This window comes from Falsiruegeria mediterranea M17 (assembly GCF_900302455.1).
Taxonomy (GTDB): Bacteria; Pseudomonadota; Alphaproteobacteria; order Rhodobacterales; family Rhodobacteraceae; genus Falsiruegeria; species Falsiruegeria mediterranea.
Genome location: NZ_ONZG01000017.1, coordinates 24,339 through 37,547, shown reverse-complemented (window position 1 = coordinate 37,547; position 13,209 = coordinate 24,339). Strand labels below are relative to the sequence as shown.

Here is a 13,209-nt window from a genome sequence, read left to right as displayed (position 1 = left end):
CCAGATGACCGATATCACCAACCTGAGCTCCGTTGACATGGCTCAGCAGATTCGCGCCGGTGCCTTGACGGCCACACAGGTATTGGCTGCGCATCGCGACCGGGTCGAGGCCGTGAATGGCGTGGTAAATGCCTTTGTCACACTCGATTGGGAAGCGGCGCAGATCCGCACGGCAGAGCTGGATCACATGGCGGCGCAGGGTCGGTTTGCAGGCCCCCTGCACGGTGTGCCGATCGCAATCAAGGATGTTTTTGAAACCAAAAGTTTGCGCACGACCTATGGCTCCAAATCCTTTGAAACCCACGTGCCAGATGCCGACGCGCTGCACGTCAAACGGCTGCGCGACGCGGGCGCGGTGATCTTTGGCAAGACCAATACGCCGGAATTTGCCTTCTCTGGCCAAACCTCGAACCCTGTTTCAGGCACCACCCGCAATCCGCACGATCCTGCCAAAACGGTCGCGGGCAGCTCGGGCGGCGCAGCGGCGGCTTTGGCGGCCGGGATGACACCGCTGGCGGACGGGTCCGACCTGGGCGGCTCAACCCGGACCCCGGCGGCGTGGTGTGGCGTTGTGGGGTATCGCCCGACATCGGGCCTGATCCCCTATGACCCCAACCCGACTCCGTTTGACGGTCTGTCGATCCCCGGTCCCATGGCGCGCAACGTAAGCGACCTGACCTTGATGCTTGAGGTGATGCAAGGCAACACGATGGCGCAGCCATTGGGGTATTGGTTCGAGCCACCAAGCCTTGCGAAACTCAACGCACCGGTTGAGCCGCGCAAGCTGGCACTGTCTTTGGCTCCTTTTGGGGCGTCGGTCGACCCCTCGATTCAGGCCGCAATCGCGCCGGTCGCGGATCTCTGTCGTGCGGTGGGGTGGCAGATCAAAGAGGACGCGCCGGACCTTGCGCCCCTGTTGCCGTTCGGCGGGCTGATCCGTGGGTTGTCGGCGCTTGGATACCGCGACGCGATACAGCCCGACATGGCGCAGGCCAGTCCCAGTTTTGTCAGGGCCTGCGCCGCAGGCGAAGGGCTGAACCTGCAGGATTACATCGACTATCGCCGCGTCCGAACTCAGGTATGGCAGGCCACGGCGCGGTTCTTTGAAGCTCATGATTTTGCCCTTTGGCCCACCACCACCGGCCTTGCCTTTTCCGCCGACCAACCAGATCACGATCTGCCTGAGGACTGGCGCAGCGTGACCCTGACGCCGGTCATGGAGCTGCCCTCGATTTCAATCCCCTTCGGTACCTCCAGCGACGGGATGCCGGTCGGTTTGCATATCACCGGACCCCGCGGGTCCGATGCCAAACTCTTGCGCTTTGCCAGGTGGATCGAGCGCACCGTTTCAGGAGATATAAGATGACAGACATCACCGGCGGCGAAGCGGCCTATCGCGTTCTCAAGGCCAACGGGATCGACACAGTTTTTGGCCTCTTGGGTGGGTCGATGCTCGAGCTCTATGACGCGATGTACAAGGACGGCGCCCTTACCTATGTCGGCGCGCGGGATGAGCGCGCGGCGGGCCATATGGCGGACGCCTGGGCGCGAATGACCGGTAAGCCGGGCGTGGTGCTTGGCGCGCAGGCCGGGCCGGGGGTGGTCAACCTGGTGACAGCCGTGGCCGAGGCGCAGCTGGCCTATTCGCCGCTGGTGGTGGTTGCCGGTGCAATAAGTCGCTGCGATCACGCCAAGGACACGTTCCAAGAGGTCGATCAGGTCGCGCTCTTTTCGCCGATCAGCAAGCGTTCGGTCATGGTCAGCGACGCCGCGCGCCTGCCTGCGATGCTCGAGGATGCGATCCGATTGGCGAACTCGGGCCGCCGGGGGCCGGTGGTTCTGCATGTACCGCGCGATCTGTTTGCCGAGATGGTGCCTGCAAACGATCCGCAGCCGGTAAACATCGCCCGCCCGGGCCCTGCCGCGCCTGACGATGTTGCTGCCATCGCCGAATTGCTGGCTGGGGCTGAGCGCCCGGTGATCTTTGCCGGCGGCGGGTTCAAATGGGGCCGAGGGCGAGAGGCGCTGACCGCCCTGGCCGAAAAACTGGAGGTGCCAGTTGTGGCTTCGACCGGGCATGCCGACGTCATGCGCCACGGCCACCCGTGGTTTGCCGGTCAGGCTGGGCCGCGTGGCAACCGGGTGGCCAGCCGTCTGACGAAAGAGGCGGATGTGATGGTCGTGCTGGGCGCGCGGCTTGGCTTCAACTCGACCTTTCATTCCAACGACTATGTGGGGGCCGAGACGCGCATCGCCCATGTGGACATCGACGGATCTGCAGTGGGGCGCTATTTTCCGGTCGAGATTGCGGTGCAGGCGGATGCGCGGCTTACGACCGAGGCGCTGCTGAACCAGGCGCGAAAACCGCAAGCTGACGACTGGCGTGCGGCTTTCAAGACCGACATGGAGAGCCTGGCAGCCGAGCGCGAAGAAGAGGCACAGATCGCGACCCTGCCCATGCATCCTCGTCGCGCCTTGGCTGAACTGCGTGTAGCCTTGCCGGAAGACGCGATTGTCACGCTCGACACCGGGAACACCTGCCTACAGGCCGCCGACCGGTTGGCGCATTACGCGCCGCTGTCACTGATCACACCGCTGGACTTCGGGCTGGTGGGCTTTGGCCTCGCGGCTGCTATCGGGGCCAAGGCGGCTGCGCCCAGCCGACCCGTAGTGGCGGTGATGGGGGACGGCGCCATCGGCTATACGATGATCGAGATCCAGACCGCGATCCAGCATGGGTTGCCCATCGTTGTCGTGGTGCTCGACAACGAGGCCTGGGGGGCCGAGAAGGCTTATCAGCAAGAGTTCTATGGTGGGCGTCTCTTGGGGGCGGAAATCCAATCTCCCAGGTTCGACAAATTTGCAGAGCTGTGTGGCGGGCAGGGGATGTGGATCGATGGGCCGGGCGAAGTTGGCCCTGCGCTGACGCGGGCCATCGAGAGTAATCGGACCACCGTTATCCAGGGCAAGATCGACCCCAAGGCACTGATGACCCTACGCAAGGATCTTTTCAAGGTAACCGATCAGGACTGAAAGAAGACGCAAGTTTTCCTCCGATCGTGTGAGATTTGACGGGTGGCAACAGGCGGGCCGGGCGCCGCGCGCAGCGCGGCGCCCGGCCCAACCAGAGGAGACCTCTCGTCAGAGAGGTAGACGATGGGCGGGAGCACCCCGGTAGCAGCTCTAAGACAGCGACTTGCCGAGCCATGACGCTGTAACCTAGTGTGAGAGGCGATCTGGGGAGAAATTTCGGCGTATGCGGGTTCGAAACGTTTTGATCGTAGGCGACTTTGCTGACGTCAACGGAGGGCAGGCCAAGGTTGCCATCGACAGCGCGCGGCTCTTGGCCGACGCAGGCGTACAGGTGGTGTTCTTTGCCGCCTCGGGCGATCCGGACCCGAAGTTGACCCATGGCAACATCCGCACCGTCTGCCTGGACCAGCACACGCTGGCGGATAACCCCAGTCGGATGAATGCCATGACCACTGGGCTTTGGAACCGGACGGCGTTGCGCGCGCTCCGAACCGAGGTCGCGCAGCTGGACCCGGCCAATTCAGTGATCCATTGCCATGGTTGGGCCAAGGCGCTGTCTCCTTCGGTGGGGCGGGTCTTGGCGTCAGGGCCGCTGCGGGTGATTTATACAATGCACGAGTATTTCCTCGCCTGTCCCAACGGCGGGTTCTACGACTACAGGCGGCAAGAGATCTGTACGCGCAGGCCATTGTCGCCTGCGTGCCTGTCCGTGAACTGCGACGCCCGCCATGTCAGCCACAAGGTATGGCGCGTGGCCCGGTCGGCGGTCGCGCGGGGGCCCGGGCTGATCCCTCGCGGGCTGACCGACGTTGCCTATATTTCGAAAACGCAGCTTCAGGCCATGCAGCCCTCTCTGTCCAAATCGACGCGCCTGCACAGTCTGCCCAACCCGGTTGAGGTCGGCGGACCCGAGGTAGATGCTACACAGAACGAGAATTTCGTGTTTGTGGGACGGTTTTCACCCGAAAAGGGCGCGTTGCAATTTGCCAAGGCCGCCAGTCTGGCCGGGGTACAGGCCGTGTTTGTCGGCGACGGCCCAGAAACTCAGGCCATTCGGCAAGCCAACCCTGACGCCCGGATCACCGGGTGGCTCGACGCTGAGCAGGTTCAGGTGGAACTGGGCATGGCACGGGCATTGGTGTTTCCCAGCCAGTGGTATGAATGCCAGCCGCTGGTCCCGATCGAGGCGCTTTTGCGCGGGGTTCCGGTGGTGTGTGGCCGTTGGACGGCTGCAGCCGAAGTCGTCAAGGATGGCGTCAACGGCATCCTTCACGACAGCCGAGACATCGAGGCCTTGGCCGACAGCTTGCGCCGGGTGCAGCAGATCGGGCGCTTTGACAGCAGCGCGTTGGCGGCGCAGGTCTCGCCCAAACAACATCTCTCGCGGTTGATCGAGATCTATGACGGGATGCTGGGGTGATCCTGGCTCAATCGCGCCAAGGGCTCAGGTCCAACCCAAATTCGTCTTCCAGCGCGGAATAGGTGGGAAGAAATTCTTCCTTCAATCGCTGCAGTTCCTGCTCGTCCGCGTCTCTTTCCACGGGACGGGTGTTGAGGCGCCGATACGCTTTGCGCGCCAGATCATACAGCCGCCCCTTGGGCAGGCGATCCCGCACCGCCATGTTCAGCCCATGCAGCGATCGATTGACCACCTCGTAACTCTGGTTGCTGGTTTGAAACGCGAAATCCGCATAGAAATCGGGGGCCAGGCCGCACCAATCGGCCAGAGCGGACATAAAGGCACCGGGATCGCGTTTGAGGTCTTCGAACAGGCACACTTTCATGCGCTCGGGTCCCAGTTGTGCGCGCCACAGGCGTAACCAAGTCGCGTAATCCACGTTGACCAAGGCGTCGCGGGCCAACTCGTTGCCGCCGAACTCATGGCTTAGGTTTCGAACTGCGATCAGGTATTCGGCAAAACTCATTTCGGCCGGAATATAGGACCAGGTATTGCGATAGTATTGATACGTCGAGCGTACTTGCGCGGATGGCTCTCGCAGAAGGAACAGGCATTTGGCGTCGCTTGGCAATTTCGGGATCAGATCCAAAGCTCGGGCGCTGTAGATATACGAAGGGGTTGCTTCGAACAGCAAGGTGTCATCTGTGCAAACAGCCGGAAAGACGCTTCGATAGGTGTCCAAACCCTGATCGCTGTTGAAATCGGATCGAAAGACATGGCTGCCGGGATCGGCAAAGAAACAGGTCTCTTTCAACGTCGATCCTTGTGCCTGAGGATGGGCGCTCAGCCAGTCAAAGACCGAGGTCGTTCCCGCCTTGGGCACGCCCGCGATGATCAAAGAGGGTAGGCCCTGTGACTTGGTCATTTGTCTGCCTCCGCCTTGCTCGAGACCAGATCATGAAGATACGCGGCCATTTCGCGGCTGAAGCGGTCGATGGTAAAGCGGCGTTCGTACAGCAAACGCGCATTCTGCCCCATTTGGGCCAAGACAGAGTGCTCTAGCGAAATCAGGAGCGCAGCAAGCGCGGTGCTGTCGAGTGGGAACGTATTGCCGGTTTGCCCGTCTTCGATCAAATGTTCCATTCCGCTGGTGCGTGCGGCCAGAACCGGGGTGCCGTTCCGATATGCCTCTGGGATAACCAATGGCAAGCCTTCCCATCGCGAGGGAACGACCAGGCAGTCGGCGGACCGAAAATAGTGGTCGATCTGATCTGGAGCGACCCAACCATGATGGGTCGTCCCTAGGGGCAATGGGGGAACTTCTCCGCCGCGAACCGGCTCTCCTACAAGATGAAGGTGCAGAGCAGGGTTTTGGTCTTGGGCCCGCCTGAAGGCGTCGAGCAGTATGTCCAAGCCCTTCTGACGGTCGAACCGTCCAACAAAGAGAAGATTTATGGTGTCTTGTGACGGACGCGGGAACAGATCTTCCGTCGCGTTTGAGCGCGGTTCGGTCACTGCATTTTCCACAACAACATGGCGTCCACGGTACTTGTATTGGCGGGCGATACCCGCGTCTGATCGCGAAACGTTCACGATCAGATCCGCCAAACCGCACAGGCGACCTTCGATTAGTCGGATAATCTGTTTCCTCATCGTGTCAGGACCATCGGAATTGGCGGCCCAGCAATGGGCGCAATACACCGCTGGTGTCTTATCCCGAAGCAGGCGAAGCGCCAGCAATGGCAGTAGGGTAAATGTACTGTGGAAGAAATAGAGGTCTGGTTTCAGCCTTTTTCGCTCGGACAGAAATACGCGGATCATTTGTATTATCGCACGTGGACCACGTTTGAGGCGGGAAAAGGTTGCGGCCCGTGATGAGTCGGTCAGTATCCCGATATCCGAATCAGGTAGAAGAACATGTGGCTCGAAACCGTGATCCGCGAGAGCAGCCAAGGCGTCCTGATATCGGCCGACACCGCCTTGAGCCGTCTCGCAGACGTTCAAAACCACCAGCCTTTCTCCAGACTTAACAACATGGGTCGCCAAACCCTTCGGTGTTGTGTCTTTTTGTGGTCCTAAAATCAGATCACTCGCCGAATCAGCCATTCTTCTTCCTTTTCAAAACCTTTCCCAGAGTTTTGGAAGGCGCGACAATGTTGTGGAAACTGTAGCAATTGTTGCTGCAATCTTACTCGGAAACAGTTTGTTTCCAGCGCCCGGACGATGATTTTCTTCTTAATCTGATCAATCTTAGTCGAATGTGCTAGGTTCAAAGCCGCATTGATTGAAATCTTTAGAGTTGGGGGACTCTCAAGATGAAAGACGATCTAAGTCAGCCTTGGCTGAACAAACATGTATGTCCGACCGAGGTAGCTCCGTCCACTGGAAGTCAAATCTATAGGGCGGTCGGCAAACGTGTTCTTGATATTGTGTTGGCAGTTTTCTTATTGGTTCTTTGTTTTCCCGTATTTCTGCTGATTTCGGTGCTGGTGTGGCTCGATGGCGGTCCACCAGTGTTTTCGCACGAGCGGGTTGGTCGCGGCGGGCGAGCGTTCAAGTGTTTGAAATTTCGGACCATGCAAGTGGGATCTGAACGCTTGCTCCGGCAACATTTGCAGGAAAACGCTAAGGCGAGACAGGAGTGGGATGCCCAGCAAAAACTGACTGACGACCCCAGGATCACGCGCGTGGGTCGTTTCCTGAGACGTACAAGCTTGGACGAGTTGCCTCAAATTGTTAATGTACTTCGAGGGGAGATGAGCCTTGTTGGCCCGAGGCCGGTGACGGTCGATGAATTGGACCGGTATGCTGGGCATCTTCCCAAATACTTGGCTCTTAGGCCCGGCGTGACCGGCCTTTGGCAAGTACACGGACGCGGACGCGTCAGTTACGCGGAGCGGGTCAAGATGGATGCACGATATTTTGCCGACCTAAGTTTTGGCGGGGATTTATTGCTGCTCTTCAAGACCAGCCTCGTTGTTGTGCGATGGCAGGGACAATGACTGAAAATCGAACCGGAAATGAGCTCAGAAGAGGCCCCGATCAAGACATGACGCTGGCAGAATTGTTCCGCCAGTCCCTGTCGTTCGCGCGACGGCATTTCTGGCGTATCGCGTTTCTGGGTCTTTTGTGCGCCGTCGCGGCGCTCTATGCGGCTCTCAATATCGAGCGGCTCTACAAGAGCTCGGCACAACTGATGATCGAGCGCCCGGCAACCAATCCGATCGAAGAGGAAAATCCGACCTTTCCTGCGATTGGAACCAGCTATGTTGATGGCCAGATACTGGTGATCCAAGCAGATGACACTTTGCTCAAGGTTGTTGAAAAGGCGGATTTGACGTCTGAGCCGTTTTTCCAATCCAAACCTCCCAATATTGTCGAGCTGGCGATCAGATACATCAAGCAACTGGTGCCCAGTGACCATCAAACGGGACGTGGCCCCTTGCCCGAAGGGGCACCAGACCCAGCGGCATTGAGCGCGCGCAAAGCGCTGGATGATGCTCTGAGCGTATCCCGCGAAGGGGATACCAATGTCATTACAATCGATATTCGGGCCAACTCGCCCAAGCTTGCGCACCGCGTGACCGAAGCCGTGGTGGCCACATATGTTGATCTGCGCATCAGTCAGCGTCGCGCAGATGCCCTGCAAATGTCTGATTGGATCGATGCTCGGGCCGAAGAGTTGAGGCAAGAGGTCGAACTCGCCGAGAAATCCGTTACGGACTTTCGGGTCAAGCATGGGCTGATAGGAGAGGCCGACGGTGCCTCGTTGAGCGATCAGCAGATCACCGAATTGAACGCCGAGCTCGTTCGAGCGCGCGGCGAATTGGCCTTGAAACGCGCGGCTTTCGAGAGGGCTCAGACCCTTCTTGAGGCTGGAGGCGACATTCTGAACCTTCCCGAGGTGCAATCGTCCGAAATTCTAACCGAGTTGCGCCAGCAGTTGTTTCAGGTTGAGCTGCGTGAACGCGATCTAAGTGCGACGTCACGCGGGGACAACGCGCGTCTGGAGCAGGTGCGGCAAACCCGGGCCGCGATCGAACGTCAGATCGACCGACAGGTGCGGCGCATCGTGAATGTGCTTGGCAACGAAGTCGAAACCTTGGAGAACCGGGCCCGCCTGCTCGGTGAGGCTCTGCTTAGAGCCAGCGGTCAATCCAAGATTGAGATCCGCAACAACGTCGATCTTCAACAATTGGAACGCGTGGCCGAGGCCTATCGTCTGCGGTATCAACGTTATCTGGACAATGCCGGCCTGGCCGAAGAGCTCAGTTCCTTCTCGACAAGCGGGACACAAGTGGTGACCAGTGCGACAACCCCATTGGAGCCGGTCTACCCCCCGGTCAAGGTGTTCGTCATCTTGGGGTTCGTGTTTGGTGCAATGATCGCAGTTCTTTGGGGTTTGGCGCGCGAAGCTCTGGATACGACATTTCGAACGGTTGCTCAGATCGAAAGTGCACTGGGGGTTCAGATTTTGGTGCAATTGCCCAAGCTGGACAAACGGCAGGCCATTCCCGAGATCATTGAGGCTGAGCCGCTCTCACCGTTCACCGAAACCGTGGCAGCGTTGCGATATTCAGTCAGTGCCGATCACAATGACGACGGGACGGCACCGGTGATCTATCTGGCTTCGACAGCTCCGTTTGAGGGCAAGACGTCGATCGCTGCGGCCTTGGCCACATCAGGAAGCGTTGCAGGGCAGAAGGTTTTGTTGATTGACGGTGATCTGCGTCGTGCCGGGCTGTCCGAGCTGTATGGGTTGGATGAAGAAACCGGGTTGGCGGACATTCTGCAAGGCGCAGATTGGCAACCCAGTACAGATGTCGAAGATGGCGTGTTGGATGTCTTGCCTGCGGGCATTCTGACCGACATGCCGATCAATGCACTGGAGTCCCCGAAACTGTCCGAGTTCCTGCAGCAAGCGCGACAGGACTATGACCTTATCGTCATTGATGGACCACCGGCAGCCAATGTGGCTGATTGCGCAATTCTGTCGCGCCATAGCGACCGCATCTTGTTTGCCGTCCGTTGGGGGCAGACCCAAATTGACGGCGCGCGTCGCGCGTTGACGCGGTTGTCACGCAAGAAACTGGCCGGAGTCGTCTTGAACTTCAGCGAGTTGAACGAAGATCCGTGGTTGGGCGAAACCTATCGCCTGTACAGCCGTTCAGGAGCTGGAGCCGGCCGCAGGGCGCGTGGTGGCAAAGTCACGTCGATTTCGGATTGGGGACGCCGCGCATGAGCGCCGGAGTTGCGGAACCGGGCAGCTCAACACTCTTGCGTCTGGTTGTGACGGCCGTGATCGCTTCCGTAACTTTGACCTGGGTGCCTGTGATGTCGGTCGGAGGGTTCGACCTGCGACTGCCCTACATGATGGCTTTGATTTTGGGCGCCCTGCTTTGCCTGCACCCAACGCAACTGGCAACCGGTATCAACTCGCTGTTGCGGATGATCCTGCCGTGGCTGGTGGCTTATGTGCTCTATTTGATCGTGCTGCAGGTCAATCTGGCCGGGGGGGCGACCAAGGGCATGGTGTTCCGTCAGGTCTTTTTTCTGACCTGTGGCCTGACATTGGCTGTCGGGATTTCTGGGACACGGGCGGATGCGCGCGTTTTGCGACAGGGTGGAATGCTGGCAATTTTTGGCTTTTTCGCCTTTACCGAATATCTGGCGCGGCAAATCGGATTGAGTTGGACAACCACACTGGTGCGTTTCCTGTCGACTGGTGACTTGGGGTTTGTCTTCTACCATTTCCTGCGAGAGATGTTTCAGATGGTCGCGCCCGATGGTGTTGATGTACCTGCTTCGAACAAGAACATCGTCGCCGCGTGCATGTTCGTCGCGATGGTCTTGATGCGAGCCGGATACACAGGTCGCGGTGCAGATCGCATCGGTGGGTTTGTAACGCTCGTTACGCTGCTGACCCTTGTGATCTTCAACACACGTTCGGTCTTGTTGATGGCTGCGCTTGGCATTCCGTTTGCAGCCTGGATCAGCCTTGTTTGCCGAGGCGTTCGTAGCCCAGGCGAATTTTATGTGAAATCGTCTGTCATTATCCTTAGCGCCTTGGCTCTGATCCTTGTCCTGTCTGCCGGGTCGGCGGCGATGGACGAGGTCGCGGCAAGATTGTCGTTCGAGGATCAATCGACCGAGGGTCGGTTGGACCAATATGCCTGGGCTTTCAGCCTCATCGAACAAAGCCCGCTCGTTGGTTCAGGTCTGGTTGAGCTGAATGGGCAAATCGTCCACAACCTGTTCATTGGAGCGTGGCTTCACGCGGGGTTGGTGGCTTTCCTTTTGGTGGTGATTGCGTATCTGGGATTGTTGTTGTCCTGGCTTCTCTTTGTCTTTCGTCTTGTGGCTGCTCCTAGCAACTGGGTGCTGCCTGTGCGGGCGGAATGGGTGGCGATCTTGCCTCTTATGCCGCTGTTTCGGGTGTGGGTTGCGGGGGACGCGGGGCACCCAGGCTTTGGCGAATGGATCGCGTTTGGAGCGTTTTTTGGCCTTGTACTGGCCAACCGGCGCGCGCGTGGGCGAGATCGTGCTTTCAGGCTGACGCCCATCTACAGGATGGCGTCTACGTGAAGGTTGCAAAGCCCAAAATCGACCCCAAACCCCCGTTGCCGCGTCTGAGAAGCAACCTGTTTTTTGCCTTGGTCGGGCGAGGCTATCTGGCTTTGACGCAACTGGGCATGATCATGGTCACCGCACATTTGGGTCAGATCGAAGAGGTCGGTGCGCTTGCGCTTGCCACGGCCGTTGTCACACCACTTTTTTTTCTGGCCTCTTTGGGAATGCGCGAGGTTCATACGGTCGATGACCTGACCCATTATTCCCGGGCGGATTATGTCGCGCTTCGGTTTGTGGGTGGAATTCTGGCGTTGGCTCTGACTGTGCTCCTAGCCTTTACCGTATTTGCGCAAGCGGGTGGAATTGTCCAAAACTCGCTCGTGCTGCTGGCATTGGTTCGATTTTTTGGCACCCAATCCGATCTGAACCACGGGATGTTCCAGCGCGCCGAACGTCTGGACTTTGTTGCCTGGTCCATCCTCGTCCGCGGATCGGCTGGTTTCCTTGCTTTTGCGGTGGCTTTCTGGTTCTGGCGGAACCTGCCGATCGCCTTGTGTTTTCAGGCGGTGGCCTGGGCGTTGGCCTATCGCGTCGCTGACCTTCGACTGCTGGAGCGGTTGGGGCAGCGTGTCGCCTGGGCTGACCTTTGGAACACGGATCATCGCAAGTTGCTGCGCCTTGCGTGGTGGTTGTTGCCTGTCGGGGTGGCTCTCCTGCTGTCACGAGGTGCGATCAGCGTGCCGTCCATTGTCCTGGAAAGGTCAGCTGGGCTGGCTGCGATAGGACTGTTTGGGGCGTTGGTGTATGTGCATACCGCTTTGAACATGGTTGCGAACACCTTGGGTAGCGCGACATCGGCCCGGTTGCGCCTGTACATTCGAGATGGGCAACACGAAAACCTTCGCCGGTTGATGCGGTGGATGATCGGAGGGGCCTTGGCGCTTGCCTTGACAGCAGTAGGGGTGGCTTGGGTATTTGGTGATCCGATTTTGACGCTGGTTTTCGGGCAGGAGTATGCGGCGCGAGAACTGTTCACCGTCATCGTGATGGGATCTTCGCTGACGCTGTTGGCCACGCCCATGATCACATTGCTTACGGCGGCTCAGGTGCTGTGGATACGGTTTGCAATCGCCAGTGTCGCGTTTGGTGCGAGTGTGGGCGCAAGCTTTTTGCTTATCCCGGCATATGGAGTTATGGGGGCGGGCTGGGCATTTGTTCTGACCTGCGGTGCACAATTGGGGGCGGCCTGTGTGGCGACCCTTTGGTGCAAATCCAGGATTGTGGGCAACTCCCTGGCATGGTCGAATACATACGAGGCTCAAAGGTGATACCGGTCACGATAGGTGTCGCCACGACGGGGCGCGCATCTGTTCTAAGGCAGATGCTGGACCATTTGAGCACGCTAAGCGATTTGCCTGACAAGGTCGTGCTCAGTATCGCGACGCCTGATGATTTTGAGGGTCCCGCACCGGACGACATGCCATTTGAAATGGTCGTTCTCACCTCACCCAAAGGAAGCTCTGCGCAGCGCAACACGATATTGAAGCAAGCGGTCGATGGCGAGATTGTCCTGTTCCTGGACGATGATTTTTTGATCATGGATGGATATGTCACCGAACTTCGGCGGGTGTTTGGTCAGGATCCGTCGATCCTGATCGCAACGGGCCATGTACTGGCTGATGGGGCGCGTGGTCCTGGTCTGACGTTCTCTGAAGCTCGGAACATTTTGCGGCAAGCGAATGGACCTCAATCAGCACAGCCTGTGGGCACGCGTTCGGGGTATGGCTGCAACATGGCGGTGCGGGTGACAGCCCCGCCAGAGCTCTTTGACGAGACGCTTCCCCTTTATGGTTGGCTGGAGGACTTGGACCTGTCACGGCGGGTATCGCGACGAGGCAGGGTGGTGCGCGCGGATGGATTGCAAGGTGTGCACCTGGGCGTCAAACGCGGGCGCACTTCTGGTGTACGTTTGGGATATTCGCAGATCGCGAACCCCGTTTATATGTTGGGCAAGGGCACCTTGGGGTGGCGTCATGCCTTGCGGTTGATGTCTCGAAACATTGCCGCCAACATGTTTGGGGCGATTAAGCCGCCGCCCTATCTTGACCGGCGGGGACGGTTGAAGGGCAATCTGATTGCATTGGGGGATGTTTTGCGTCGCCGCAGTGATCCAAACCGGATATTGGAGTTGCACTAAGTGATGACAT

At 58.8% G+C, this 13,209-nt stretch carries 10 protein-coding genes; 8 read left to right on the top strand and 2 right to left on the bottom strand.

Annotated elements, in window-relative coordinates:
* The first annotated feature begins 4 nt into the window (after nucleotides 1-4).
* From TRM7615_RS23375 to TRM7615_RS23365, 3 genes are all read left to right on the top strand, one after another.
* Nucleotides 5-1,366, top strand: coding sequence for an amidase (locus tag TRM7615_RS23375; RefSeq protein WP_108792324.1), 1,362 nt, complete (start codon nucleotides 5-7; stop codon nucleotides 1,364-1,366).
* Entirely contained in the window at nucleotides 1,363-3,033 is a 1,671-nt protein-coding gene (locus TRM7615_RS23370; RefSeq protein ID WP_108792322.1) for a thiamine pyrophosphate-binding protein, read from the top strand. The genes TRM7615_RS23375 and TRM7615_RS23370 overlap by 4 nt, the downstream gene beginning before the upstream one ends.
* Nucleotides 3,034-3,256: 223 nt before the next feature.
* Nucleotides 3,257-4,453 (top strand): glycosyltransferase family 4 protein, encoded by a 1,197-nt coding sequence (locus TRM7615_RS23365; protein WP_108792320.1) that lies wholly within the window; start codon nucleotides 3,257-3,259, stop codon nucleotides 4,451-4,453.
* A gap of 7 nt (nucleotides 4,454-4,460) precedes the next feature.
* Here TRM7615_RS23365 and TRM7615_RS23360 read toward each other — a convergent pair whose 3' ends face one another.
* On the bottom strand, nucleotides 4,461-5,357 hold the full coding sequence (locus TRM7615_RS23360; protein ID WP_108792318.1) for a sulfotransferase family protein: 897 nt from the start codon (nucleotides 5,355-5,357) through the stop codon (nucleotides 4,461-4,463).
* Nucleotides 5,354-6,538 carry a glycosyltransferase family 4 protein gene (locus TRM7615_RS23355; RefSeq protein WP_108792316.1) on the bottom strand — a complete coding sequence of 395 codons (1,185 nt, stop codon included), beginning with the start codon at nucleotides 6,536-6,538 and terminating at the stop codon, nucleotides 5,354-5,356. The genes TRM7615_RS23360 and TRM7615_RS23355 overlap by 4 nt, the downstream gene beginning before the upstream one ends.
* A gap of 209 nt (nucleotides 6,539-6,747) precedes the next feature.
* Here TRM7615_RS23355 and TRM7615_RS23350 point away from each other — a divergent pair, with 209 nt between their 5' ends.
* Genes TRM7615_RS23350 through TRM7615_RS23330 form a run of 5 tightly spaced genes read left to right on the top strand, consistent with a single transcriptional unit; the run spans nucleotide 6,748 to nucleotide 13,199 of the window.
* Complete coding sequence (locus TRM7615_RS23350) at nucleotides 6,748-7,434, top strand: sugar transferase (protein ID WP_108792314.1); 687 nt, start codon at nucleotides 6,748-6,750, stop codon at nucleotides 7,432-7,434.
* Nucleotides 7,435-7,481: 47 nt separating this feature from the next.
* A complete protein-coding gene (locus TRM7615_RS23345; protein WP_165821514.1) occupies nucleotides 7,482-9,674 on the top strand; it encodes a GumC family protein in 2,193 nt (730 codons plus the stop codon).
* A complete protein-coding gene (locus tag TRM7615_RS23340) occupies nucleotides 9,671-11,017 on the top strand; it encodes an O-antigen ligase family protein (protein WP_108792310.1) in 1,347 nt (448 codons plus the stop codon). Before TRM7615_RS23345 ends, TRM7615_RS23340 begins: the two co-directional genes overlap by 4 nt.
* Nucleotides 11,014-12,330 carry a lipopolysaccharide biosynthesis protein gene (locus TRM7615_RS23335; protein ID WP_108792308.1) on the top strand — a complete coding sequence of 439 codons (1,317 nt, stop codon included), beginning with the start codon at nucleotides 11,014-11,016 and terminating at the stop codon, nucleotides 12,328-12,330. Before TRM7615_RS23340 ends, TRM7615_RS23335 begins: the two co-directional genes overlap by 4 nt.
* Nucleotides 12,327-13,199 carry a glycosyltransferase family 2 protein gene (locus tag TRM7615_RS23330; RefSeq protein WP_165821513.1) on the top strand — a complete coding sequence of 291 codons (873 nt, stop codon included), beginning with the start codon at nucleotides 12,327-12,329 and terminating at the stop codon, nucleotides 13,197-13,199. The genes TRM7615_RS23335 and TRM7615_RS23330 overlap by 4 nt, the downstream gene beginning before the upstream one ends.
* Nucleotides 13,200-13,209 lie beyond the last annotated feature (10 nt).

Excerpts from the sequence above, each read along its gene's own strand:
- TRM7615_RS23375 (WP_108792324.1), top strand. The coding sequence starts at position 5 with ATGACCGATATCACCAACCTGAGCTCCGTTGACATGGCTCAGCAGATT.
- TRM7615_RS23370 (WP_108792322.1), top strand. The coding sequence starts at position 1,363 with ATGACAGACATCACCGGCGGCGAAGCGGCCTATCGCGTTCTCAAGGCC.
- TRM7615_RS23365 (WP_108792320.1), top strand. The coding sequence starts at position 3,257 with ATGCGGGTTCGAAACGTTTTGATCGTAGGCGACTTTGCTGACGTCAAC.
- TRM7615_RS23360 (WP_108792318.1), bottom strand. The coding sequence starts at position 5,357 with ATGACCAAGTCACAGGGCCTACCCTCTTTGATCATCGCGGGCGTGCCC.
- TRM7615_RS23355 (WP_108792316.1), bottom strand. The coding sequence starts at position 6,538 with ATGGCTGATTCGGCGAGTGATCTGATTTTAGGACCACAAAAAGACACA.
- TRM7615_RS23350 (WP_108792314.1), top strand. The coding sequence starts at position 6,748 with ATGAAAGACGATCTAAGTCAGCCTTGGCTGAACAAACATGTATGTCCG.
- TRM7615_RS23345 (WP_165821514.1), top strand. The coding sequence starts at position 7,482 with ATGACGCTGGCAGAATTGTTCCGCCAGTCCCTGTCGTTCGCGCGACGG.
- TRM7615_RS23340 (WP_108792310.1), top strand. The coding sequence starts at position 9,671 with ATGAGCGCCGGAGTTGCGGAACCGGGCAGCTCAACACTCTTGCGTCTG.